A 19853-nucleotide genomic window follows, 5' to 3' on the forward strand; every position below is an offset into this window, starting at 1 on the left:
AGCAATCGCATTGTTCCCACGCCTTCTTGCTGCCTTGAGTGGAGATAGCTGCTTTTATCCACCAACGGGGGAGGCTCGATGCGTCATATCGGTCCGCTTCTGCTGACGCCCCTCCTGGGCGCCGGTCTGATCATGGTGACGGCTGAGGCTCCGCAGGCATCGGCGCACGCCGGATCGGCGATCGCCCAGCGGAATACCGCGGTGAAGCCGAAACCCGAGCACAAGAAGAAACACGCCCGCGAGCCGTACACCGCCGGATTCCGGCAGGGTTACTCCGAGGGGTTCGCCGACGGCAAGAAGGCCTGCCGCACTGTGGGCATCGCGGCGCAGCGGCAGAAGACGACCACCGGCGTCGCCGCCTTCCGCGAGGGCTTCGCGGCCGGCTACCCATCCGGCTTCTCCGCCGGATGCGCCATGGCCAAGCACCATTGACGTCTCGGCTCGGTCCCGGAGCTCTCGGCCGGGACCGACGGGCACGGCCGCTGACGTGTGCTGGGAGGCCCGGCCTCTCAGCTGCGAGGAAACCGGTCCCGGCCAAACCCCCTCTGACCTTGTACTTCTCCCTGCGTGGCCACCTATGCTCCGAATAGATGACCGGTCGGCTTAGCGATCGCCGCCTCGGACCACGGAACCCATACCCTTATCGCGAAGAAGATCATCATGAGCTCTCACGACCAGAAGGTCGCAGTCATCACCGGCGCAGGACAGGGCATCGGCGCCGGTCTCGTCGAGGCCTACCGCAAGCTCGGTTACGCCGTCGTCGCCACCTCGCGCACCATCGCCCCGTCCACCGAGGCGGGCATCCTGACCGTCCAGGGCGACATCGCCGACCCCGCCACCGCCGAGCGCGTCATCGCCGCCGCTGCGGAGCGGTTCGGCCGCGTCGACACCCTGGTCAACAACGCGGGAGTCTTCGTCGCCAAGCCCTTCACCGATTACACCCAGGACGACTACGCCACCGTGACCGGCGTGAACGTCGCCGGTTTCTTCTGGATCACCCAGCTGGCCGTCGAGCGCATGCTCGCCCAGGGCGGCGGTCACATCGTCAACATCACCACGAGCCTGGTCGACAACGCCGACTCCCGCGTCCCCTCCGTGCTGGCCTCACTGACCAAGGGCGGGCTGCAGTCCGCCACCAAGTCCCTCGCCATCGAGTACGCCACCCGCGGCATCCGCGCCAACGCCGTCTCACCGGGCACCATCAAGACCCCGATGCACCCCGAGGCGACCCACGGGGCGCTCGCCGCCCTGCAACCCGTCGGCCGGATGGGCGAGCAGCGCGACATCGTGGACGCGGTGATCTACTTGGAGAACGCCCCGTTCGTCACCGGCGAGATCCTCCACGTCGACGGCGGCGTGAGCGCAGGACACTGAACCCCGGTCTGTTTCCACAGGAGAACCGTGATGGACGGCATGACGGACACCGAAGCGATCCTGCGCGGCGTCCTGGACCAATGGAAGTCAGGCGTCGACGCCCATGAACCGCGCCGGGTCGCCTCCCACTTCACCGAAGACGCGATCTTCCAGGGGCTGCACCCCTACAGCGTCGGGAGGCAGGGCGTCGCCGACTACTACGAATCCCAGCCCCTCGGCCTGTCGGCCGCGTATCGCATTCTGGAGAGCAGACGCCTTTCCGACGACCTCGTGCTCGGATACCTGGCCGTCGACTTCTCGTTCACCGACCGGCCCACGCTGAGCGTCAAACTCGGCGTACTGCTGAAGCGTTCGGAAGACGACTGGTCCATCGCCCACTACCAGGTCTCCCGCCTCGACTAGCCGATCGGGGACCGCGACGGCGGCCCGCCCCAGCTGGAGGTCATCTCCCAGCCCGTCGACGAGCCGCAGTCGCCGGAGACCCCGCCACCGGCGCCGACCGGGAGGTGAGCGCACGCTCACGGCGAGCCGGGACCTGGCCGCCGAAAATGGATTCGCGATGCGTCGAACCTTCCGGTCGCCGGGCCGCGTACTGCCGGGAGCGTGGATACCAGCGACCGAGATCTGAAGGTGATCGCATGTTCAGCAAGAGGCTCATCATCCCCGGCGTCCTCCTCACGGCTGGCACCGTCGTGTCGGCCGGGGCCTATGCCTACGCCTCCTCCACCGGCTCCGATACCTCCGGCGAGGCGCCCGTCTACCTCGTGGCGAGCCTGCAGGGCCGTAACGAGGTCCCGGGCACCAAGGGGCCGGTCGGCGGCGACCGAGACGGCCAGGCGGTGGAGGTCCTGCGGATCAAGGGCGACAAGGTCTCCTACACCGTACGGTGGAAGGGCATCACGGCCCCGACCGAAGGCCACGTCCACGCCGGCGCGGCGGGAGTCAACGGAGCCGTCAAGATCGAGCTGTTCGACAAGCCTCGGTCCGGGCACGTCGCACACGGCACGGTGAAGGTCAGGGACAAGAAGCTGCTCGCCGCCCTCCGCACCGATCCGGGCTCCTTCTACACCAACCTGCACACCGCGCAGTTCCCCGGCGGGGCCGTACGCGGCCAGTTCCACAAGATCGCCCATCCGGTGAACATGAAGCGGCCGGCCGTCACGAGCGCCTCGGTCGTCCGGGGCGCGCAGATCTACGCGTGCACCCGGCAGGCCGACGGCACGTACGCCTTCACCCAGCACGACGTGGCCGCCCTGCTCGACGGCGGAATCCGGCACTCGTTCGTACGCCCGGACGCCGGCCCGCCGCAGTGGATCGCGCCCGACGGCAGCGCCGTGACCGGCAAGGTCGTCACGAAGACCGCCAACGGCCAGGACAACATCCCTGAGCTGGACCTGACGGCCACCCAGGCCGGGCGGCCGGGCGGACTGCTGTCCCGTACGGGCGAGGTCCTGCGTCTCAACACGGTCGGCGGTACGGCCCCCAAGGGCACCTGCGACCCGGGGCGCACGCCGATCGCGCAGACGCCCTACCGGGCGGACTACCTCTTCATCGGCTAGTCGATCGGCCCGTCTGAAAGACGGAACCAGGGGTGCGCTGTTGATCTCTAATCGGTCGGCGGGCAGGCTCTTGCCCGCCTGACGTCACTTCGACCAGAGAGATCATGCGTGCCATGGCGATGAGATCGTCGGCGGTGGGGGCGGTCGCGTTCGGTGCGGCGCTGGTGTTTGCCGGTACGACGGCCGCACGGGCCGCGGAGCCCGAGACCTACGGCGACTACTCGCTGATGTTCTCCCGATCGGCGGGCCAGTATTTCGCGGGCGACCAGGTCGGCGGCCAATGGGCGTGGAGCCCGCAGAGCGCGGCGACGAGCGACATCTCGTGGGGAGACCCGGCGAAGTGGCCGCCTTCCTACGCGGAGCACTTCGTCCGCAGCGGGGACTGGGTCGAGTTGGACGGGTACTCCGACGGCCAGGGACGGCCGGTGACCGAGGTCCAGCGGGTCACGTCGGAGAAGGTCGGGGACGCCGACTGCGGCGGCATGTCCGACCTGCCCTCCGACGGCGGCCGGCAGCACTACGCGCGGTGGACCATCCCCGCCACGGGGTACTGCCTCGACGCCGTCGGCACGATCACGTCGACCGCCAACGGCTCGGTCGTCCACTTCCGCCACCGGCAACAGTGGACCCCGCCGGCGTCCTGCTCGAACGCCTATTTCAGCGACCGCCGCTGTATCACCCAACACGAGCAGTGGTGGGACGACAACGGCCATGCGTACGGCCTGCAGATCGACCGTACGCAGTATGTCGCCCGAGGCCTGGGCATGGCATTCGCCATTCGCCAGACCGCACCGGTCCAATGGTCCGCGGACGGGCGCTACTACTGGTCGTGGTAGCCCACGATCTGTCGCGTCCTGCGCCCGCGACATGGCGCGGGCGCGGCTCGTGGGTCAATCCGCGACGAGGCGGCTCCGGCTTCCTTCGCGCTCACGCTGCCGCCGGACGACGTACGTCCCGGGCGCGCAGCCGGTGGCGCCGTGCTCCGGATGCAGCAGGTAGGCGACGGCCGACGTCTCGAACACGCCGATCGCCAGCCCGTCGGAGTCGGAGACACGCGTGGTCCAGCGGCAGGTGCCCGGGTCGGCGACGAGCGTGTGCGGGTTGCCGCCGGCCTCGCCGCGCAGCAGCTCGACGCCCTCGGCCGGTACATCGGCCCAGGCGGGGTCCGGCCAGAAGCCCATGGCCGCCGCGACCATGGAGAAGGGGATGACGATGAGGTCGCCCTGGGCCTGAAGCCCGTCGACGACGGGGATGGTCACCGACGTCTCGAGATGGTCGAGCACGGCGAGTCCGGTCTGCTGGGACAGGGAAGCAAGCGTCATGGTCATGGAGATCACCTCAGGTTCGTCGAAGAAGGAGGGAGTACTGCTCGGCGGTCAGCCCGTACGTCCAGCCGGCGGCGGCGATCGGATCGTCGAGGAAACCGGGCACGGTCAGCCCGTACCTGCGCCGCTGCCCGTCGCGTTCCACGGACCCGTTGACCGCGAGGAGCACCCGGGTGTCCCTGCGCAGGTCGTACAGCCGTAGTTCGGAGCCGGGGTTCCCCGGGTCCGGCGCTGTCGCGATCAGGCGCAGCCCGGCCTGGTCGATGTAGGAGGACCAGCCCAGGTGCTCGGTCGCGCACCGCCGGACCTCGACATTCGTCTCAGCGGTGATCCGCTCGACGGTCGGATCCGTGACGACCCAGGCGGGCACCCGCATCCCGTGCCAGGCGTACATGTCCCAGCCGTCCGCGTACCGCACGGCCGGGCCGTCCGCACAGTGCAGCCGGACCTCGCCCTCGTCACCCCAGATCTCGGTGTGCAGGGCCACGGGCCGCTCGGCGACGACGCAGACGTCTTCGCGCGGCCACCACCATCCGCAGGAGCCGGCCACGGTCTTCCAGAGCTCGACCTGCCGGCTCTGCTCGAGGGTGAAGACCGTTCCCGTGACGCGGCGCAGTGCTTCATAGTGGGCGACCCAGGAAACGTCGCGCAGGTCGTACCAGGGACTCCTGAGGTAGTCCCGCGAGTCGTACGCCGCCCCCAGCGCCAGGTCGAGCGACCTTCCGGTGGATTGCCGGAGCGACAGTTGGACGGACCGGTAGGTCAGCTGGTACGTCGATCGGTCGGTCCACCGGAAGCGTTCGTCGAGGTCACGACGCAATCGCCCCCTCACCTGCTTGATCAGTGAGGGTACGGGCCATTCGGGCAGGTTCTCGATCGCCTCGCACCGCCGGGGACGAACTCCGGGCGGAACCGTCGTCAGGGCGGCGACGGGCGAGGACACCCAGTGGAACCGTGGTGGATCGAGCCCGATCAGGCGGTAGAGCTCGGAGATGGCGGCCTCTGCGGCCGGACGGTCGGCAGGCGACGTCGACAGAAGCCGGCCCAGCCATTCTTCGCGGATTTCGGCAGCTTCCCGCTGCAGCAGCGCGCTCACCCGATGAAGGCGGCGTCCGCCTTTCCAATGATCATGCCTGAAGGGTGACAGATCGACCGCTCCTCTGTCCACCGCCGACCGTCCACTGGCCGGTCGGGGTTCCTTCGCTGTGCTCGCCGACGACCGACTAGCGGGCCGAGTCCTGGTCGGGGCCGGTGAACTGCCCGACCATCAGGCGTCCGTGCAATCTGGAGCGTGCGGTCACCGGGCGGCCTCTCAAGGGGAAGCCGCCTCGGCCATCGTCTTGAGCGACCCGGCTCCGGTCACCGAGCTCGCGCCTCCCGGAACAGGGCCGCGAACTTCTCCGTGCCTTCCTTGGCCAGCCAGGTGTCGAAGTCCATCAGGTCCGGGTACAGCCTGCGGAGCATGGGGATATGGGCTTGCCAGCCGCCGTGGTCGTTGCCGAAGTCGTAGCCGGCGATGCCGTCGGGGTCACCGCCCTCGAGGGCTTCGCGGGGGATCGCCCGGTAGGTGATGTTCCGACCGGTCGCCCGGCTGATCGCGGCGACGATCTGCTGCATGCTCAGCTCGTCTCCGGCCAGCTCGACGGCCCGTCCGACGTAGTGGTCGGGGTCGGTGAAGGCGAGGGCGGCGAAGGCACCGATGTCGTCGGCGGCGATGAGTTGCACGGGTGTGTCCGGGCGGAACACGTCGGTCAGAACGTCGTCGCGTACGCCGAGGCGCGGGTCGGACTGGTTTTCCATGAACCGGACGGGCCGCAGGATCGTGGCGGGCAGGGCGAGGGCGCTGATGTGGCGCTCGATCCGCCACTTGCTCTCCCAGCGGCGGATACCCGGGGAGCGGTCGACGCCGCCGACGGAGGTATAGACGATGTGGCCCACACCGGCGTCCTTGGCGGCCTCGGTGACGTTCCGCCCAAGGCGGATCTCATCGTCGGTGGTGAAGCCGGGCGGCGTGCCGGGGTAGCCCTTGGTGGGCTGGACGCTGAAGACGCCCTGTGCACCCCGCATCGCGCGGACCAGCGATACGCGGTCGCCCATGTCGCCGGGGATGAGTTGCGCGCCGGCCTGGGCGAGTGCCCGGGCCGCCGGAGCTGCGGGGTCACGCACGAGCGCCCGCACGTTGTGCCCGGCGGCGAGCAGGTGCCGCGCGGTGGCGCCGCCCTGCAGGCCGGTCGCGCCGGTCACCAGCACGGTCTTGGTCATCGGTCCTCCTTGGTTGGATATCGAGGTCATGCGTCGAATAGCTGGTGGGAGCGGCCGAAGGCGAGGTCCTGCACGAGACGCCGTTTCCAGGGCCGTTGCAGGACCGCATGGGTCATCCGGCGGGACGTGCGCGGCTGGTCCATGAGCATTCCGGCGTATTCGCGGGCTCGGGGAAGCAAGCGCTCCAAGGGCAGCACCTGATTGACCAGGCCTAGCTCGCAGGCCCGCTCGGCGGCGATCGGCTCACCCGTGTAGAGGGTGAGGGCCGTCTGCTTGAGCCCGATGAGTTCCTGGAACGCCAGGTGCTGACCGTCGCCGGGTACGGCACCGGAACGAAAATGGGTGTCGCGGAAGACGGTGTTGTCGCTGCACAGGGTGAGGTCGCACAGCAGGGCCAGCTCATGGTGGTAGCCGGGTCCGTTGATGGCCCCGATCGTCGGGACGTCGATGCTGAATACGAGGTTTTCCAGCAGCTTGATGCCGTCGTAATAGGTCTCGTAGCGGGCATCGGCGGGCCACGTACGGTAGGGCCGCCCGAAGGAAGCCGCGTCCAGCCCGGCCATCCACGCATCGCCCGTTCCGGTCAGGATGACCACCTCGTTGGACGGGTCGCTTCCCACATCACGCAGCAGCCGTCCCCAGGCGTTGTGCAGCCCCAGCGACATGACGGCGGGACCACCCCGCGTGTGCATGCGCACCTCGACGACGCCGTCGTGGCGCTCCACCACGAAGTGGTCGCTGTACCGGTCGGCGTACTCGGTGAATGCGGGGCGGTCGGCGAACCCGCCCATCCGGTCGTGCCACGCGTCCAGTTCGTACACCCGGCCTCCTCTCCCGGATAAAGGGGGAGTAGTCCCCGGTTAGCTCCCTGGTAACATATGGGGAAGATTCCCCACTTTGCAAGAGGGCGTCATGACAGCACCCCGATCGCCACGTCCCCTACGTGCCGACGCACGCCGCAACGCCGAACGACTGATCAACGCGGCCCGGGAAGTCTTCGCCGGGCGCGGCGTGGATGTGCCGCTCGACGACATCGCCCGACACGCGAAAGTGGGAAACGCGACTCTCTACCGCCGATTCCCCACCCGCGAGGCACTACTGGAGGCCGTGTACCGCGACCACATCGAACAGATGCGGGTACGCGCGTGCGACCTGCTCACCTGGCCCTCGCCGGGCGACGCACTCGCCACGTGGCTCCTGGAGATCGTCCGGGACGGCAGCAGCTCCCGCGGGCTCACCGCCACCCTTAAAGCCGCCCTCCACAGCGAAGGCGCCGACACCGCATGGTGCCGAAGCCTGATCCAAGACGCCGCCGGACAACTCCTCGCCCGCGCTCAAGACGCCGGCGCCATCCGCCACGACGTCACCGCGGCCCAACTGCTCAAGCTCGCCAACGGCATCGCATTCAGCACCGAACACGAACCCGACGCCGACCAGCAAGCCGAGCAACTGCTCTCCCTGGTCCTGACCGGCCTGCAGGTGTCGTAGCCGACCCGCTCACGACGGCTGCCGAGCCTCTTGCCCAGCTCAAGGATTCGGTGACCTTCGTCCCGACGGACGTCACCGAGCCGGAGACCTGACCAGCGGCATGGCCCAGCGGGTACTGGGCCGGACCTCCGTGCCTTTCGCCCAGTGGCCCGCGAACACGCCGCCACCTCCGCTGAGCGGGATCCCGCACGGGCTGCCGTCAGTGGACGCGGGTGTCGTCGCCGTCGATCACGAGGACCTGGCCGTCGCGCAGCGGCCGGTACGGAACGCCCTCCGCGCGGTACCGCGCCGCGACCGCGTTCAGTGCCTCGCTCTCGGGGTGCCCGGGGGAGTCGACGTGCGGCACGATGGCGTGGTCGAGGACGCCGAGGCCGGTCCAGATCGCCGGTTCGCCGTAGGTGTCGGGAACGACCTGCGGGTCGTCGCAGTGCTCCAGGCCGCGCAGGCCGGGGGCGAGCACGCAGGCTCCGGCACTGTACCCCGCGTACACCACCGCGTCGCGTCGCAGGAGGTCGGTCAACGCGGTGTCCGCGCCGCTGCGGGCGAGCGCGTGGCGGAGCATGAAGACGTTCCCGCCCCGCACCCAAAGGGCGGGGAACCGGGCGAGTACGGTCGCGACACCGTCTCCCGGATGATCGAAATAGTCACGTAGATCCAGTTCCACCGGCCGCAGGCCGAGGTCGGTCAGCGCGTCGATCTCCCTGCGAACCCCGGCCCGGCGTTCCTCTTCGGGCTGGGCGTCGATCGCGTTGGCGACCACCGCGATGTCGGCCGGCCCGGAGCCGTCGAGCAGCGCGAGCAGCCGGTCCGGGCGGTCACCCAGCCGGAACGAGGAAAGGTACATGCGCATCAGCGGGCGGTCACTTCCATGTCGTGGTCATCGGTTCGGGTCCGGCCGCAGGGCGCCGGCGTCGAGCGGCCATGTGGCGGTACGGAGCGTGAGGCGGTCGTCGTACGGGAACCAGTCCCACTCGTCGGCCGGCATGGGGGCCGTGACGAAACAGCGGTTCAGGAGCAACTCGCGGCGCCGATCGAGGGGCAGTTCCGCGTTGGCGTCCCGCTCCGAAGGGCGGTGGCCGTCTCCCAGATACCGTTCACCATCCCAATTCAGGTGCAGCCCGTCGGGGTCGTCATAGAAACGATGGAACGCGGTCCGGTATTGGGAATTGCCGCCCCAGCCGTCGGCGAGGTCAGCGGTTCTTCGCGGCTCGCGCCGGTGGGTGAAGTACAGCGTGGACGTGGTAGCCACCTCGACGTCGATCAGGCGAGAGGGCACCCGTACGTGGACGCCGGCCCGGCAGAACAGCAGGTCACCGAACCGGAAACCCGGCCACACGATGTCCTCCACCGTCACTCGCTCAGCGTCTTCGTCGGTGCTGACCGCGAATATCTCATGGTGAAACGGCGAGAAGGCATCGGTCGCCGGGAGGTGTTCCAGGCCGACCCGGTCGAAGAACCACTCGTGGGCGGAGAGCGCCTCGCGGTTCACCATGCGGCCGCCGGTCGTGCCGAGGGCCGGGGTGGCGGCACCGGCGGGGCATCCCCGCTCGATCAGCAGGTCGCTCGCCCGGCTCACCGCGTAGAGCGCGAACAGGGCTTCCCGGTACCACGCCCGCGATTCCTCGTCGCCGGTGGACGGCCCCGGCGGCCACTCGCGGTGGCGAAGCGGCGCGATGACGTCGAACAGTCCGGCCACCCTGGCGACCCACTCACGCAGGCCAAGGCGTTCTCCGCCGCGCTCCGTTTCGCGAAGGCGCTCATAGAACCGCCGGTAGACGAGGTAATCGAGGTCCACCGGCCTTGTGTACGGTCTGATGCCCCGTCCCCGCAACCGAAAAAGGCGCGGCCCGGTGTTACTTTTTGAACATGTTCGAAGCGGATGCGGGTGCGTCACGGCGCCTGGTATGGATATCGCGCCTCGCTACGACGGTGTTCGTGGTGGTGATGCTGAGCCTCTTCGCCCTTTTCGGAGCGTTCGCTTTCATGGCGATCGTCTTGGTGGTGCCCGCATCGATCACCGCGCTCGGCACTCACCTTCTGCGCCGGGGGCGCTTGGCGGGTGCGGCCGTGACCTTGACCGCGACCTTGCCATGCGCTGCCCTTGGCGTCGCGGTTCCCAGTGGACAGGTCTTCACCTTGTCGGCCGCCGGCATAGGCGGCACGTTGCTCGTACCGTGCTGGGCGTTAGTCGAACTGACCGCCAAGGAGATGATCTTCCGGCCCCACCGCTGGCGTGATGGGCGTGCCGGCGTCGTGATCTCATTCCTGGCCTGTCTCTATGTCGCCGGCACGGTCACGTTCGTGCTGGCCGTGGCGGTCGGCAAGGACTTCGCCCGTGGTTGGACGGCTCCCGGCGCCGCAGCGTTCGCCGGCGTTTTCGCGCTTCTTACCGCAGTGGCATGCGCCTATGCGAGGCGCAGGTGGGTGGGAGCCATGTTCCTGGCGCTGACACTCGTGCATCCGGGCGTCTGGCTGGGCGTCGTCACGGTCGCCCGGACCGCCCGGGAGGTGCCGGCGATCTCGTCGACATCACCGTTGAACGCTCCCTCGCCGGAGAAGAGTCATACGCCTTCGCCCCGGAAGAGCCACACCCCCTCGCCTCAGAAGAGCCACTGTGCGTGTTACAGCGGAGGGCCATGCCCGTGCCCGGGCGGCTGAATCCTTCTGCTGGAAACGCACTTTCCAGTACGCGGACCGAGGCGGGATTGGTCAGTTCCACACCGGCGGAAACTGGGGGGATTGGCCATTAGCGAACCTGCTGCATGATATGGACCGCAGTGGTCATGGCGTACCGTTTTGCGAGTGCGTCCAGCACGTCGCCTACGCTGACCGGTGGTCCTTTGCGGCCGGAGCGCTCCCTTGTTTCGTTTCTTTCGTCTATTGCCGCTCAAGGGTGTGCCCGCGACACCTTGTGCGGGGTCTGATGGAGATGGCCCGATCTTCGCTGTCAGGGCAACGCGAGAAGCTGATCCCCTCGCGTGACAGCCGACTGTTAAGGAGATCGAGCGTTGAGCCGTCGAGACGCCACTGTCTGTGACACGAGCGGATGCCGGGCACTGACCTTCTATCCGCGAGTCACGGCGACCGGTGCGCCGGAGGGGTGGACGCGCATCGGGGACATGGACGCCTGTCCCGCCTGCGGCGCCGGAACCGGGCCCGTTTTCGACGAGGGGCCATGTCCGCGGTGCCACGGCATATGTGTGCTGCGCGGAAACCCGCCGGAGCGCGGGCAGTGCGTGTACTGCCACTACTGGATGACCCAGGCCGACTACAACCTGACCGACGACGGCGGTACGGTCGCGGAGGTCCAGACTCCGGACCTGCCGGATCCTCGCGTGCTGGCCGTTCTCCTGATGCGCAACAACGCGGAGTCGTTCCGCGTTCAGCATGCCCTGCTCGAACCGCTCATCGAGGCGATTGCCGCCGGCGGCCATCACACCTCCGCCGGGCAACTCGTCCTCAACTCCGTGGTGACCGAACTCGCGCGGCAGGCCAACCAGGCGATCAGCGCCGGCCTCGATGCCCTGCCCTTCCTCGACCTCTCGTACGACGAGGTGTGGGCGAAGCTGCTCGGCGACGGCGCGGACTTCTCGGGCCTTCCCGGGTGGCTCGTTCCGGGCTCTGCCGAAGAGACCCAGGCCGACGAGGAACTCTGCGACGGTTGCGGTGCGCCCGATCACTGCCTGACCGCCGGTTGCCTGCGAGACGCCATCGGCGACCGCTCGGCCACCGAGCAGGAGTGATGCCTGGCTCTCGGCTGTCAGGCAGCGCCGTACCGTTCAGGTTCCCGCCTTGAACTTGAGCTACGGGGATAGGCCGATCCGGTAGAGCGCCAGGGCGGCGAATCCGAGAAGTGATCGGTTCCAGGGGATCGGGAAATCGGCTGCGTTGATTTCATCGGCATGGTCGTGTGCCTCGGCGAGTAGCTGCAATCCGGCATCGGGTAGCTGATCGCCGAGCCGGAGCGCTAGAGCGACGGCTGCGGTGAGCTGAACACCGAAGGGCTCGGCGGCGAGCAGGGCTGTCAATCGGTTGTCGATCGCCGGTTCGTCTGGGGCGAGATAGCCGAGGCTGAGATTGGCGCTCGCGCGTGCTACCCGGTGTGTCTCGGTCTCGGGAATCTCCAGCAGCCGCGAGACCACGGGGCGGGTGGCGGGAAACCAGGCCAGCAGCTCAGCTGCTCCTGCTGCGATCATCGGGTCAGGATCACTGGTCCAGGCGGCGAACCTGTCGCTGATCGCAGCTGCCGCGAGATAGGCGTCACGGTCCCAGGACACCGCGACCGTATCGCTCTCTTCGGTTTCGCCGCCGTCTCCATCGTCGCCGTAAAGCCAATCCACGACCGTTGCGACGTCGGTGTCGGTCACGTTCTTGGCCTGGGCGAACTCCCGGTCGGGCTCGAAGGGCAGATGGGTGTCGTCGCGGTCTCCGAGGGCAACGACGCGGAGCAGGTCGACCACCGCCGCCCGGTCCGGCGTTGCCGGATCGTCCGCCAATTCGGTCAGGAACGGAACGACATGGCGGCTCGCCTGCCAGCGGGTTCCTTGGTGGTAGACGTTCCCGTACAGCTGGGCGTAAGCCTGGTGACGTTCCTCGGCGTCTGCTGACAGTAGTGCTGTGAGCTGGCCGGGGACATCTGCGGCCGAGCCATACGCGTGGTGGAGTTCAGCCCAGCTGACCGTCTCCAGTCCATCCAGCGCGATTCTTGCCGTGGCGTTCATGATGGCTGATCTATCAGGAACTGAGCCTTGGGGGGCCACGTCGTATTCGTGGTCATCCATAGCGGACAGCGGGAGATGCGGGTGGGGAAGCTCGGTGGCCGAAGACGTCATTGGGTCCGGGTCGCGGTGTTGGCGGCCGTTGCCGGACTGATCGTCGCGGCGTCGTACGGCGGTTTCGGAGCGGTGTGGAGGGCTTGGTGGTCCGGCCGTCAGACCACCACTCTCACTCTGTACGGCGTCCCCATGCTGTGGTGGGGTCGTGTCGGCAAGCTCCTGCAGTTCGTCGCGGGGCTCGCGGTGGTGCTTGACCTGGTGGAGCCGGAGCGGCTGAGGGCGAAGGGCGTCCACGCCCGGGACCGGCTGGCGGCGCTTCGCGCCGAAGCAAAGGAACGGCAGGCGGCGAACCGGCTCGTCAGGCTCGAGCAGTGGCTGTCCGACAACATCGTTTCCGTTTCCGAGGTCCCCGGTCCGATGGGTAGGAGCTTGGCCGTGGGGTCGGCGTCGGAGCGCGAGAGCGTACCGGCCGATGCCCCGTTCACAGTCACCGCGTACCAGGAACTCCGGGCGGAGTTCCTGGCCGAGCACAAGGGCAGGCTGGAGGACTCGGCGGCTGCGCTCCGCGAGCGGGTGCGTGCATTCATGCTCGCCCACCTGAACCCGGAGGAGGCCCAGCTGCTCGTGGCTCGCGGCGATCGCATGACGAACGTCCAGGCTCTGCTGGCCATTGGCCTGGCGGGGGGAATGTGCGTATGCATCGTGTTGGTGAGGTGGGCACGGCCCGTGATGATCTTGTTCGGTGTGCTCGCGCTCCTTTGCATCACGGTGCTCCAACCGTCCCGGATCCGGGACCGGTTGCTCAGCTCATGGCTTTTTCTGCTGTACACCCCGGTGCGCCTGGTGAGCGAGTTCATGGTCCGGGTGCTGGATCGGGCCAAGCCCGGACATGTGCTGCGGTGGATCGCGTTCTGGTTGTTCATCGCCGGCTTCTCGCTGGACCTACTCAGTTCCTAGCCCGTCCGCAGGCGGGCCCCCGCCACGGCCTGGCCGGTCGACGTGAACCGTCAGCACCAGCGACTCACGGTCCGAAGCGGGCCCAGACGACCTTGCCGGATCGGGGGGAGGGATACCAGCCGAGGCGGCCGCCGGTGAGCTCGTTGATGAGGAACAGGCCGCGCCCCGTCTCGGCGGCCTGGTCGGCGTCGATGATTCGCGGCAGGTTGGCGCTGTCGGGGTCCCACACGCCGACCTCGCCGACGCGGTGGCGAGGCGTCGCGACCCACATGAGGATGACCTTGCCGGGGTAGAGCCGGCAGGCGTTCGTCGTGAGCTCGGTCAGGATGAGGCGGCCGAGGTGGCGGACGTTGCTCGACAGGTCCCAGGACTCGGCGGCCTGGTCGACGAGGTTACGCACCAAGTAGACATTCTCGGCGCATGCGTGCATTTCAAGGGTGAGTCGTGGGGGTGGAGTCCATTTCTCCTGATTTGCCGTGTCCATCGAACGTCCTTTCGCTGAAACTCGCTGTATTCGCGTGATGACATGTGGTCACATGGTCCGTGGATATCGACGCCGTTGGTGACGACTGCCGGATCCAGGGGCGAAACATGCCGACGTCGGTGACACGAGTCGCGAACAGTCGCGAGACGAGTGAGGAGTGGTGACGGTGGCCGGAAAGGAACGACCGGGAACGCTCAAAGTGTTCGGCTCGGTGGTACGCGGATATCGCTCCGCCACCGGCCTGTCGCAGGATCAGCTCGGGGAGAAGATCCCCATCTGCGGCTCACATATCGGCAAGATCGAGCGCGGCGAGACGCGCTGCGATCGGTCCATCGCCGTCAAGCTCGACGAGCTCTTCGACACGAAGGGAACGCTGCCCACGCTCTGGGACGAACTCGTCCTCGACGCGGCCTTCCCCGTCTGGTTCGACTGGCCGACCGTCGAGGTCGATGCCGTCTCTCTCGAGGCGTACCAGTGCCTGGTCGTCGACGGACTCCTGCAGACCGAGGACTACGCCTCGGCCCTTCTCGGCGGTGACAAGGCCGCCACCGCCGCGCGAATGAAGCGGCAAGCGATCCTCTCCCGAGAGGATCCGCCGCCGCCCCGCATATCCGCGCTGCTGGCCGAGGGCGTGCTGTGCAACGAGGTCGGCGACCGCGACGTTATGCGCGGGCAGCTCGAGCGCCTGCTCGCGCTCTCGTCCCCGCGTATCTCCGTCCAGGTCGTCCCCGGTCCGCTCCGCCCAGTCGACAGCGCCGGGGCATTCGTCCTCGCCACCCTTCCGGACCGCACCGAACTGGCGTACGTGGAAACGGCCTTGCGCGGAATCACGACCAGCGAATCAGGCGATATTCGTCTACTCTCGGATACGTACGATGAAATTCGCTCGCGGGCGCTCCCGGTGGAGATGTCCCGCGACTTGATCCGCCGGATTCTGGAGGAACGATGGACATGACGGACGTCACCTGGCGGAAGAGCAGCCGCAGCGCGGGAAACGGCGGGCAGTGCGTCGAGTTGGCCGTCGTCGAGATCACTGCGGACTGACCAAAATTACTAATTAGGGCGGATTATGGAGATCGCGAACGTCACTTGGCGGAAGAGCAGCCGTAGCGCCGGAAACGGCGGCGACTGCGTCGAGGTGACCGCGGACGTCCGGCGTACGGGCTCCTGAGGGCGGCCGTATTCTGCCGGGGTGGGGATCGACGAGGGGGCTCGGGCGGAGTCGATCGAGCATTTCGCCGCAGATCTGCCCCGGCTGCTGTCGTTCGAGCTCACCAACGGCGAGACCGCCGAGGTCGTCGAGCACCTTCGGGGATGCGACGCGTGCCGCAAGGAGCTGGTGGAGGCGGTCGCGGCGCAGTATCCGCCGGAGGCCACCCTGCCGCGCTGGTACACCGCCGAACCGGAGCCGGTGCCGAAGACGACACCGCGCCGGTCCTCCATACGGCGGCTGCGATCGGCCGCCGGGCCCGCGAAGGCTTCGAGGATCCGCCGTTTCATCGCACTGCTCCTCGTGCTGCTGTTCATCGTCATCCTGTCCGTGATCCGAAGCTGTACCAGGACGTCGCATCCCTACTCCGGCAGGTCGTCCGCGGTGGCGCCGATCTCGAACGTCGGGCCGGTGTCGTAGGCTCCGCCGGGTGAACAAGACCGACTGGGAGGACGTGCGCCGCAGGGTGACCGACCTCGCCCGCATGCCGGGTGCCTCCGGCGTTTTCGGCTATCACGGGCACCGTTTCGAACTGGAGCCCGCGCTTCGCCCCGATGAGCTCGCCGAGCTCGAGTCGCAGCTCGGCGTCACCCTGCCGGACGACTATCGGCAATTCCTGCTCAACGTCGGGGGCGGCGGTGCCGGGCCCGCGTACGGGGTGTTCCCTCTTCGGCGTACCGGCGAGGGGCGGTGGCACTGGGTCGGTGACGGTGCGGATCTCGCAGCCCCGGCCAGGCTCGCCGAGCCGTTCCCCATCCAGGGGCCGGATCCGGCCGTGCTCGAAGCCCTCCTGGCCGAGCAGCCGGAAGAGGAGAATTTCGCGGACATCGAGGATTTCGACGCCGCGTACGAGGCGTGGGAGGAACGCTCGGTCGCGGTGCTGTGGGACGAGGCGCGGACCGCGGGTGCCATCTGCCTGTGTCACCTGGGCTGCGCGCGACGCGAATGGCTGGTCGTCAGCGGGCCGGAGCGGGGGAACATCTGGGCCGATCACCGCGTCGACGATGAGGACCTCTTCCCGCTGACCGGCAGCGCCTCCGGCCGTGACGAGGGGGATCGCGTGACGTTCGGGACGTGGTACCTCGAGTGGCTGGAGCAGGCCGAGGCGAAGGCGCGTTCCTGAGCCTGCCGTGGTCCGGGTGCCATGGCCTGATCGCTTCGGCCATCGTGCGCCGCCTTCGGCGAGGCCGCCTTCGGCGAGGCGGCCGTCGTCGCGTCGGCGAGGGCCGCCTCCTCGTCGTTCACGTCCCTGCGCGCTTCAATAGCGCCGGGCGGGGCGCCGACTCGTACGTTCGGCGGGCTTCGAGCAGGGTGGGGAGGCGCTCCTTGCTCCAGGCGCGGGCGGCGTAGCTCGGTGAACCGGCGTGGGTCGTCTTCGAGGCAGAGCACGACGATCGGCACAGGCATGTCGGCCCCGCACGGCGACTACTGTGAATCACGCGGACGGCTGCTGTACACGGCGTGTGCTTTAGAGATCGTGGCGGCCTTCGCGCTCGCCGCCGTCGCTTCGTCGACGCGGTCGAGCCGGCGTAGGCAGGCACTCAGATTGAGCAATTCGTCGTGCAGATCACGCTCGGCCTTGTGGACGGCTTCCAGCGAGGATTCCAGTTCTCGGCGCCGATTCTCGTGTGGGTCCTCGTCGTACCGCTGGTCGTCGTACCAGTCCCACTCGTCCACCGCCTCCAGCTGTCGGTGTCCTTCTCGGAACCGGCGCACGCTCTCGCGGTGGATGTTGACCGCTTGCTCAATGGCGGCCAAGGCTTCGTTCGGCAGGCCCAGCGAGAGCAGGCGGGCGCTGAAACTGTGCCAGATACGTGCCAGCGTGAGGCGATCTTCGCGGTGCCGGATCTCTTCGATGGCCTCGGTGAGGCACACGCCTGCCTCTTCGGCCCGCTCGCTCCGGACCAGGCGCTCGCTGAGCAGGTCGACCATCGATGCGAACGTGTCCGTCGAGTCGGGACGCTCGCGCCAGTACGCCACGACTTCGGCGGTCATATCGGCGGCCTCGGCGACGCGGCCGGCACTGTCAAGCTGATCCGCATGGAGTGCCAATACGTGGCTGAGCTCAAGGTTCGCCGAAGCGTCCCCAAGGCGCCCGAGCGGTCCACGGACCTCGTTCACCGCCACGGCCGTGGACTGCGCGGCCTCGTCGCGGCGGCCGAGCCTGGCAAGGATCTTCGCCCGCCAGTACACCATCCGCCAATACTCGGCATCCCGAGCCGCTACGCCCGAGGATCGGTCGGTGCTCGACAGCCGCAACTGTTCGTTGACGACTTCGAGTGCCTCGTCGTAGCGCCTGGCGTCTATGAGATTACTGAACAGCACGGCCAGGGCGCGGCGGATCTCGTTGGTGAAAACGCCTGGTCGGGCGGCATCCATCTCGCGATATATCATCAGCTCTTCGCGATGTGCCAGCGCGGCGAGGTCTTCCCATCCCAACGTCGTCAGCAATTCGCCGAGTTCGCCCAGCGACTTTGGCAATGCGGTCGGCCTGGGCCATGCTTCCGAGGACTGCCCGCGCAACCGTTCGACCTGTTCCAGCTGGTCCTTCGTCCACTTGACGGTCTTGTCCGGCCGGACCAGACCCCGATAACGGGTGGGATCCACGCGGCGTCTGAGCATCTCCGGGCGGACCACCTCAGGACGCAGCTCCTTCATCGGCCTTGTATAACACGCCTTCGATATAACGACGCGCGGTGAAGACAGCGGCCCGGCCACCGAGATGGCCGGGCCGCCGTCATATCGCCGATCGGGTCAGGGGCAGGTCTTCCAGGCCCAGTGGTAGGTGGTCGTGATGCTGCCGTCCGTCGAGTCCATCGCCATGAAGCTGGTGGTCTTCGTCGGGTCCGAGGTGCCGGCGCTCACCCGCAGCTCGGTGTTGATGTTGAAGTTCCGTGACTCGCCGCACGGCAGGTACACCAGCTGCGCCACGTCGGTCGTGTCGGTGTTCTGCCAGTTGTCGTCGTACGCGCCGTTGAGGGTGTGGCTGATGGCCGTGGTCTGCGAATGGCCCTGGAAGTAGTAGTTCGCCTTCTCGACGCCACTGGCGCCCTTTTCGAGGTGGGCGAACCCGCGATAGTCGGCCTCGGCGATCGCGTACGTGAATCCCTGGGGGACGTGCACGGCCAGATTGAGCTGGCAGTTCTTCCGGAAATCGGTCGACGATGCGCCGACGCCGACCTGGGCCAGGTAATCGCTGTAGGTGACGGTGAAGGCCGTGTTATCGGGAGAAACGGCCACCGCCGCCGTCCCGGCCGGGCAGCCTGAGCCGTTGACCGTCGCGATATCGATGACGATCTTGTCGGGGGGTGGGTTGGTGGGCAGGGAAGCGTGCCCGGGAGCGGCGGTCGTGGCGAAGAACGCCACGATCGCCGCGGCGGCGACCACTAATCTGCGCATGGACGGGTCCCTTCTATGGGGTACGAACGTTGCCGAACTCAAGAACAACGCTTCCACTGGAAGCGGTAGATGGTGTTCACTCCGCCCTGTGTGGTGTTCATGGCCATATAGCTGGACGTATTCGCGGCGTCGGAGTCGCCGGTCGAGACCCGCAGTTCCGTGTTCACATTGAGAATTCGGTCCACGCCGCAGGGCTTGTACACCAGCGTCGCCGTATCGGCCCGGTCGGTGTTGTGCCATGCGCCGTCGTACGGGCCGCTGAGCGGGTGGCCGACCGCCACTGTCTCGGAGTTCCCCTGGAAGTAGTAGTTCGCCTGTTCCAGGCCCGTCGCGCCGGCTTGGAGATGGGCGTTACCGGCGTAGTCGGCCTGGGCGATCGCGTACGTGAACCCTTGGGGCACGTGTACGAGGAGGCTGAGCTGGCAGTTCTTTCGGAAGTCGGTCGACCCGGCACCGGCTCCGGCCTCGGCCACGTAGTCGCTGTACTTCACGGTGAACCCCGTATTGTCGGAGAGCTCGGTCACCGTGGCCGTTCCCTGCGGGCAGCCGGAACCGTTGACGGTCTTAACGTCAACGGTGATCGGATCTGTCGGAGGCGCGGTGTCCGAAGCGTGGGAAGCCGGCGCGAGAGAAATCATAATCGCTGCGGCCGCACCGCCGATCGTCGCGTTCTTGAGCATGGCGAAGCCCCTTGATGAAAAATGTGGGTCCGCGTCTTCCGTATTGGGAAGTGAAGCGGAGAGGGTGACCGATGGACGACCGGTAGGTGCTCCGCTATGGCGGGGTCATCTCTGGTGAACGAATGATATTGGCGCTCTGACAGGACGTCAACAGATAACATTACTTGAAAATTCACCTTTGGTAATCAATGCTCTCGGTAGTCGACGTGTAGCCGGGGGCGACTGGTTACGGCGCACATTAAACATCCTCTTCCAGAATGGATTCCCTGGGGCGTCCATGACGCTCCGGGTCGCTGACCCCGTAATGGCGATCCTGGACCGTTCCCCGGGCCCTCCGCCG

At 67.7% G+C, this 19853-nt stretch carries 25 protein-coding genes; 14 read left to right on the top strand and 11 right to left on the bottom strand.

The window, feature by feature from the left end:
* Positions 1–78: 78 nt before the first annotated feature.
* From ACQP2O_RS10105 to ACQP2O_RS10125, 5 genes are all read left to right on the top strand, one after another.
* Positions 79–432, top strand: a complete 354-nt coding sequence (locus tag ACQP2O_RS10105; RefSeq protein WP_433182065.1) for a hypothetical protein — start codon at positions 79–81, stop codon at positions 430–432.
* 228 nt (positions 433–660) lie between these two features.
* The gene (locus ACQP2O_RS10110; RefSeq protein WP_433182067.1) at positions 661–1374 is read left to right on the top strand and encodes an SDR family NAD(P)-dependent oxidoreductase; all 714 of its coding nucleotides are present in this window, start codon (positions 661–663) and stop codon (positions 1372–1374) included.
* 30 nt (positions 1375–1404) lie between these two features.
* The gene (locus tag ACQP2O_RS10115) at positions 1405–1776 is read left to right on the top strand and encodes a hypothetical protein (protein ID WP_433182069.1); all 372 of its coding nucleotides are present in this window, start codon (positions 1405–1407) and stop codon (positions 1774–1776) included.
* Positions 1777–2012: 236 nt separating this feature from the next.
* Positions 2013–2933, top strand: coding sequence for a CHRD domain-containing protein (locus ACQP2O_RS10120; RefSeq protein WP_433182071.1), 921 nt, complete (start codon positions 2013–2015; stop codon positions 2931–2933).
* 113 nt (positions 2934–3046) lie between these two features.
* Positions 3047–3769 (top strand): hypothetical protein, encoded by a 723-nt coding sequence (locus ACQP2O_RS10125; protein WP_433182072.1) that lies wholly within the window; start codon positions 3047–3049, stop codon positions 3767–3769.
* 54 nt (positions 3770–3823) lie between these two features.
* Here the strand turns inward: ACQP2O_RS10125 and ACQP2O_RS10130 are convergent, their stop codons facing one another.
* From ACQP2O_RS10130 to ACQP2O_RS10145, 4 genes are all read right to left on the bottom strand, one after another.
* Positions 3824–4261, bottom strand: coding sequence for a hypothetical protein (locus tag ACQP2O_RS10130; RefSeq protein WP_433182074.1), 438 nt, complete (start codon positions 4259–4261; stop codon positions 3824–3826).
* 10 nt (positions 4262–4271) lie between these two features.
* Positions 4272–5354: a DUF6745 domain-containing protein gene (locus ACQP2O_RS10135; RefSeq protein WP_433182076.1), complete on the bottom strand. Its 1083-nt coding sequence runs from the start codon at positions 5352–5354 to the stop codon at positions 4272–4274.
* A 263-nt stretch (positions 5355–5617) separates the two neighbouring features.
* A complete protein-coding gene (locus tag ACQP2O_RS10140) occupies positions 5618–6520 on the bottom strand; it encodes an NmrA/HSCARG family protein (RefSeq protein ID WP_433182077.1) in 903 nt (300 codons plus the stop codon).
* A gap of 26 nt (positions 6521–6546) precedes the next feature.
* Complete coding sequence (locus tag ACQP2O_RS10145; protein ID WP_433182079.1) at positions 6547–7341, bottom strand: enoyl-CoA hydratase/isomerase family protein; 795 nt, start codon at positions 7339–7341, stop codon at positions 6547–6549.
* Positions 7342–7432: 91 nt separating this feature from the next.
* Between ACQP2O_RS10145 and ACQP2O_RS10150 the strand changes: the two genes are divergently transcribed.
* On the top strand, positions 7433–8008 hold the full coding sequence (locus tag ACQP2O_RS10150) for a TetR/AcrR family transcriptional regulator (protein ID WP_433182081.1): 576 nt from the start codon (positions 7433–7435) through the stop codon (positions 8006–8008).
* Positions 8009–8207: 199 nt separating this feature from the next.
* Here ACQP2O_RS10150 and ACQP2O_RS10155 read toward each other — a convergent pair whose 3' ends face one another.
* The gene (locus ACQP2O_RS10155; RefSeq protein ID WP_433182083.1) at positions 8208–8858 is read right to left on the bottom strand and encodes a Type 1 glutamine amidotransferase-like domain-containing protein; all 651 of its coding nucleotides are present in this window, start codon (positions 8856–8858) and stop codon (positions 8208–8210) included.
* A gap of 27 nt (positions 8859–8885) precedes the next feature.
* The gene (locus ACQP2O_RS10160; protein ID WP_433182085.1) at positions 8886–9803 is read right to left on the bottom strand and encodes a hypothetical protein; all 918 of its coding nucleotides are present in this window, start codon (positions 9801–9803) and stop codon (positions 8886–8888) included.
* A gap of 71 nt (positions 9804–9874) precedes the next feature.
* Here ACQP2O_RS10160 and ACQP2O_RS10165 point away from each other — a divergent pair, with 71 nt between their 5' ends.
* Together ACQP2O_RS10165 and ACQP2O_RS10170 are read left to right on the top strand one after the other, a co-directional pair.
* The gene (locus tag ACQP2O_RS10165) at positions 9875–10666 is read left to right on the top strand and encodes a hypothetical protein (protein ID WP_433182087.1); all 792 of its coding nucleotides are present in this window, start codon (positions 9875–9877) and stop codon (positions 10664–10666) included.
* Between the two features lie 542 nt (positions 10667–11208).
* Positions 11209–11751, top strand: coding sequence for a hypothetical protein (locus tag ACQP2O_RS10170; protein WP_433182089.1), 543 nt, complete (start codon positions 11209–11211; stop codon positions 11749–11751).
* A 60-nt stretch (positions 11752–11811) separates the two neighbouring features.
* On the opposite strand, the gene ACQP2O_RS10175 is transcribed toward ACQP2O_RS10170, so the two are convergent.
* The gene (locus tag ACQP2O_RS10175) at positions 11812–12729 is read right to left on the bottom strand and encodes a hypothetical protein (RefSeq protein ID WP_433182091.1); all 918 of its coding nucleotides are present in this window, start codon (positions 12727–12729) and stop codon (positions 11812–11814) included.
* Positions 12730–12972: 243 nt separating this feature from the next.
* Here ACQP2O_RS10175 and ACQP2O_RS10180 point away from each other — a divergent pair, with 243 nt between their 5' ends.
* Positions 12973–13740, top strand: a complete 768-nt coding sequence (locus tag ACQP2O_RS10180; protein ID WP_433182092.1) for a hypothetical protein — start codon at positions 12973–12975, stop codon at positions 13738–13740.
* A gap of 64 nt (positions 13741–13804) precedes the next feature.
* On the opposite strand, the gene ACQP2O_RS10185 is transcribed toward ACQP2O_RS10180, so the two are convergent.
* Positions 13805–14143, bottom strand: a complete 339-nt coding sequence (locus ACQP2O_RS10185; RefSeq protein ID WP_433182094.1) for an ATP-binding protein — start codon at positions 14141–14143, stop codon at positions 13805–13807.
* Between the two features lie 247 nt (positions 14144–14390).
* Between ACQP2O_RS10185 and ACQP2O_RS10190 the strand changes: the two genes are divergently transcribed.
* Genes ACQP2O_RS10190 through ACQP2O_RS10210 form a run of 5 tightly spaced genes read left to right on the top strand, consistent with a single transcriptional unit; the run spans position 14391 to position 16557 of the window.
* On the top strand, positions 14391–15179 hold the full coding sequence (locus tag ACQP2O_RS10190; protein WP_433182096.1) for a helix-turn-helix domain-containing protein: 789 nt from the start codon (positions 14391–14393) through the stop codon (positions 15177–15179).
* The gene (locus ACQP2O_RS10195; protein ID WP_433182098.1) at positions 15176–15268 is read left to right on the top strand and encodes a DUF397 domain-containing protein; all 93 of its coding nucleotides are present in this window, start codon (positions 15176–15178) and stop codon (positions 15266–15268) included. The genes ACQP2O_RS10190 and ACQP2O_RS10195 overlap by 4 nt, the downstream gene beginning before the upstream one ends.
* A 25-nt stretch (positions 15269–15293) precedes the next feature.
* Positions 15294–15395, top strand: coding sequence for a DUF397 domain-containing protein (locus tag ACQP2O_RS10200; protein WP_433182099.1), 102 nt, complete (start codon positions 15294–15296; stop codon positions 15393–15395).
* Between the two features lie 21 nt (positions 15396–15416).
* On the top strand, positions 15417–15854 hold the full coding sequence (locus tag ACQP2O_RS10205; RefSeq protein WP_433182101.1) for a zf-HC2 domain-containing protein: 438 nt from the start codon (positions 15417–15419) through the stop codon (positions 15852–15854).
* A gap of 10 nt (positions 15855–15864) precedes the next feature.
* The gene (locus ACQP2O_RS10210; protein WP_433182103.1) at positions 15865–16557 is read left to right on the top strand and encodes an SMI1/KNR4 family protein; all 693 of its coding nucleotides are present in this window, start codon (positions 15865–15867) and stop codon (positions 16555–16557) included.
* Between the two features lie 302 nt (positions 16558–16859).
* Here ACQP2O_RS10210 and ACQP2O_RS10215 read toward each other — a convergent pair whose 3' ends face one another.
* The 3 genes from ACQP2O_RS10215 to ACQP2O_RS10225 all read right to left on the bottom strand — a co-directional run bounded on the left by ACQP2O_RS10215 (position 16860) and on the right by ACQP2O_RS10225 (position 19513).
* Complete coding sequence (locus ACQP2O_RS10215) at positions 16860–18092, bottom strand: hypothetical protein (protein WP_433182105.1); 1233 nt, start codon at positions 18090–18092, stop codon at positions 16860–16862.
* A 96-nt stretch (positions 18093–18188) separates the two neighbouring features.
* Positions 18189–18833, bottom strand: coding sequence for a DUF4360 domain-containing protein (locus ACQP2O_RS10220; protein WP_433182107.1), 645 nt, complete (start codon positions 18831–18833; stop codon positions 18189–18191).
* A 38-nt stretch (positions 18834–18871) separates the two neighbouring features.
* Entirely contained in the window at positions 18872–19513 is a 642-nt protein-coding gene (locus ACQP2O_RS10225) for a DUF4360 domain-containing protein (protein ID WP_433182109.1), read from the bottom strand.
* Between the last annotated feature and the right edge of the window lie 340 nt (positions 19514–19853).

Origin of the sequence: Actinoallomurus sp. CA-150999 (genome assembly GCF_050942425.1) — a bacterium.
In the GTDB taxonomy this organism is placed as follows: domain Bacteria; phylum Actinomycetota; class Actinomycetes; order Streptosporangiales; family Streptosporangiaceae; genus Actinoallomurus.

Excerpts from the sequence above, each read along its gene's own strand:
- ACQP2O_RS10220 (WP_433182107.1), bottom strand. The coding sequence starts at position 18,833 with ATGCGCAGATTAGTGGTCGCCGCCGCGGCGATCGTGGCGTTCTTCGCC.
- ACQP2O_RS10195 (WP_433182098.1), top strand. The coding sequence starts at position 15,176 with ATGACGGACGTCACCTGGCGGAAGAGCAGCCGCAGCGCGGGAAACGGC.
- ACQP2O_RS10200 (WP_433182099.1), top strand. The coding sequence starts at position 15,294 with ATGGAGATCGCGAACGTCACTTGGCGGAAGAGCAGCCGTAGCGCCGGA.
- ACQP2O_RS10155 (WP_433182083.1), bottom strand. The coding sequence starts at position 8,858 with ATGCGCATGTACCTTTCCTCGTTCCGGCTGGGTGACCGCCCGGACCGG.
- ACQP2O_RS10215 (WP_433182105.1), bottom strand. The coding sequence starts at position 18,092 with ATGAAGGAGCTGCGTCCTGAGGTGGTCCGCCCGGAGATGCTCAGACGC.
- ACQP2O_RS10120 (WP_433182071.1), top strand. The coding sequence starts at position 2,013 with ATGTTCAGCAAGAGGCTCATCATCCCCGGCGTCCTCCTCACGGCTGGC.
- ACQP2O_RS10225 (WP_433182109.1), bottom strand. The coding sequence starts at position 19,513 with ATGCTCAAGAACGCGACGATCGGCGGTGCGGCCGCAGCGATTATGATT.
- ACQP2O_RS10175 (WP_433182091.1), bottom strand. The coding sequence starts at position 12,729 with ATGAACGCCACGGCAAGAATCGCGCTGGATGGACTGGAGACGGTCAGC.
- ACQP2O_RS10140 (WP_433182077.1), bottom strand. The coding sequence starts at position 6,520 with ATGACCAAGACCGTGCTGGTGACCGGCGCGACCGGCCTGCAGGGCGGC.
- ACQP2O_RS10115 (WP_433182069.1), top strand. The coding sequence starts at position 1,405 with ATGGACGGCATGACGGACACCGAAGCGATCCTGCGCGGCGTCCTGGAC.
- ACQP2O_RS10180 (WP_433182092.1), top strand. The coding sequence starts at position 12,973 with ATGCTGTGGTGGGGTCGTGTCGGCAAGCTCCTGCAGTTCGTCGCGGGG.
- ACQP2O_RS10105 (WP_433182065.1), top strand. The coding sequence starts at position 79 with ATGCGTCATATCGGTCCGCTTCTGCTGACGCCCCTCCTGGGCGCCGGT.
- ACQP2O_RS10110 (WP_433182067.1), top strand. The coding sequence starts at position 661 with ATGAGCTCTCACGACCAGAAGGTCGCAGTCATCACCGGCGCAGGACAG.
- ACQP2O_RS10125 (WP_433182072.1), top strand. The coding sequence starts at position 3,047 with ATGGCGATGAGATCGTCGGCGGTGGGGGCGGTCGCGTTCGGTGCGGCG.
- ACQP2O_RS10165 (WP_433182087.1), top strand. The coding sequence starts at position 9,875 with ATGTTCGAAGCGGATGCGGGTGCGTCACGGCGCCTGGTATGGATATCG.
- ACQP2O_RS10150 (WP_433182081.1), top strand. The coding sequence starts at position 7,433 with ATGACAGCACCCCGATCGCCACGTCCCCTACGTGCCGACGCACGCCGC.
- ACQP2O_RS10130 (WP_433182074.1), bottom strand. The coding sequence starts at position 4,261 with ATGACCATGACGCTTGCTTCCCTGTCCCAGCAGACCGGACTCGCCGTG.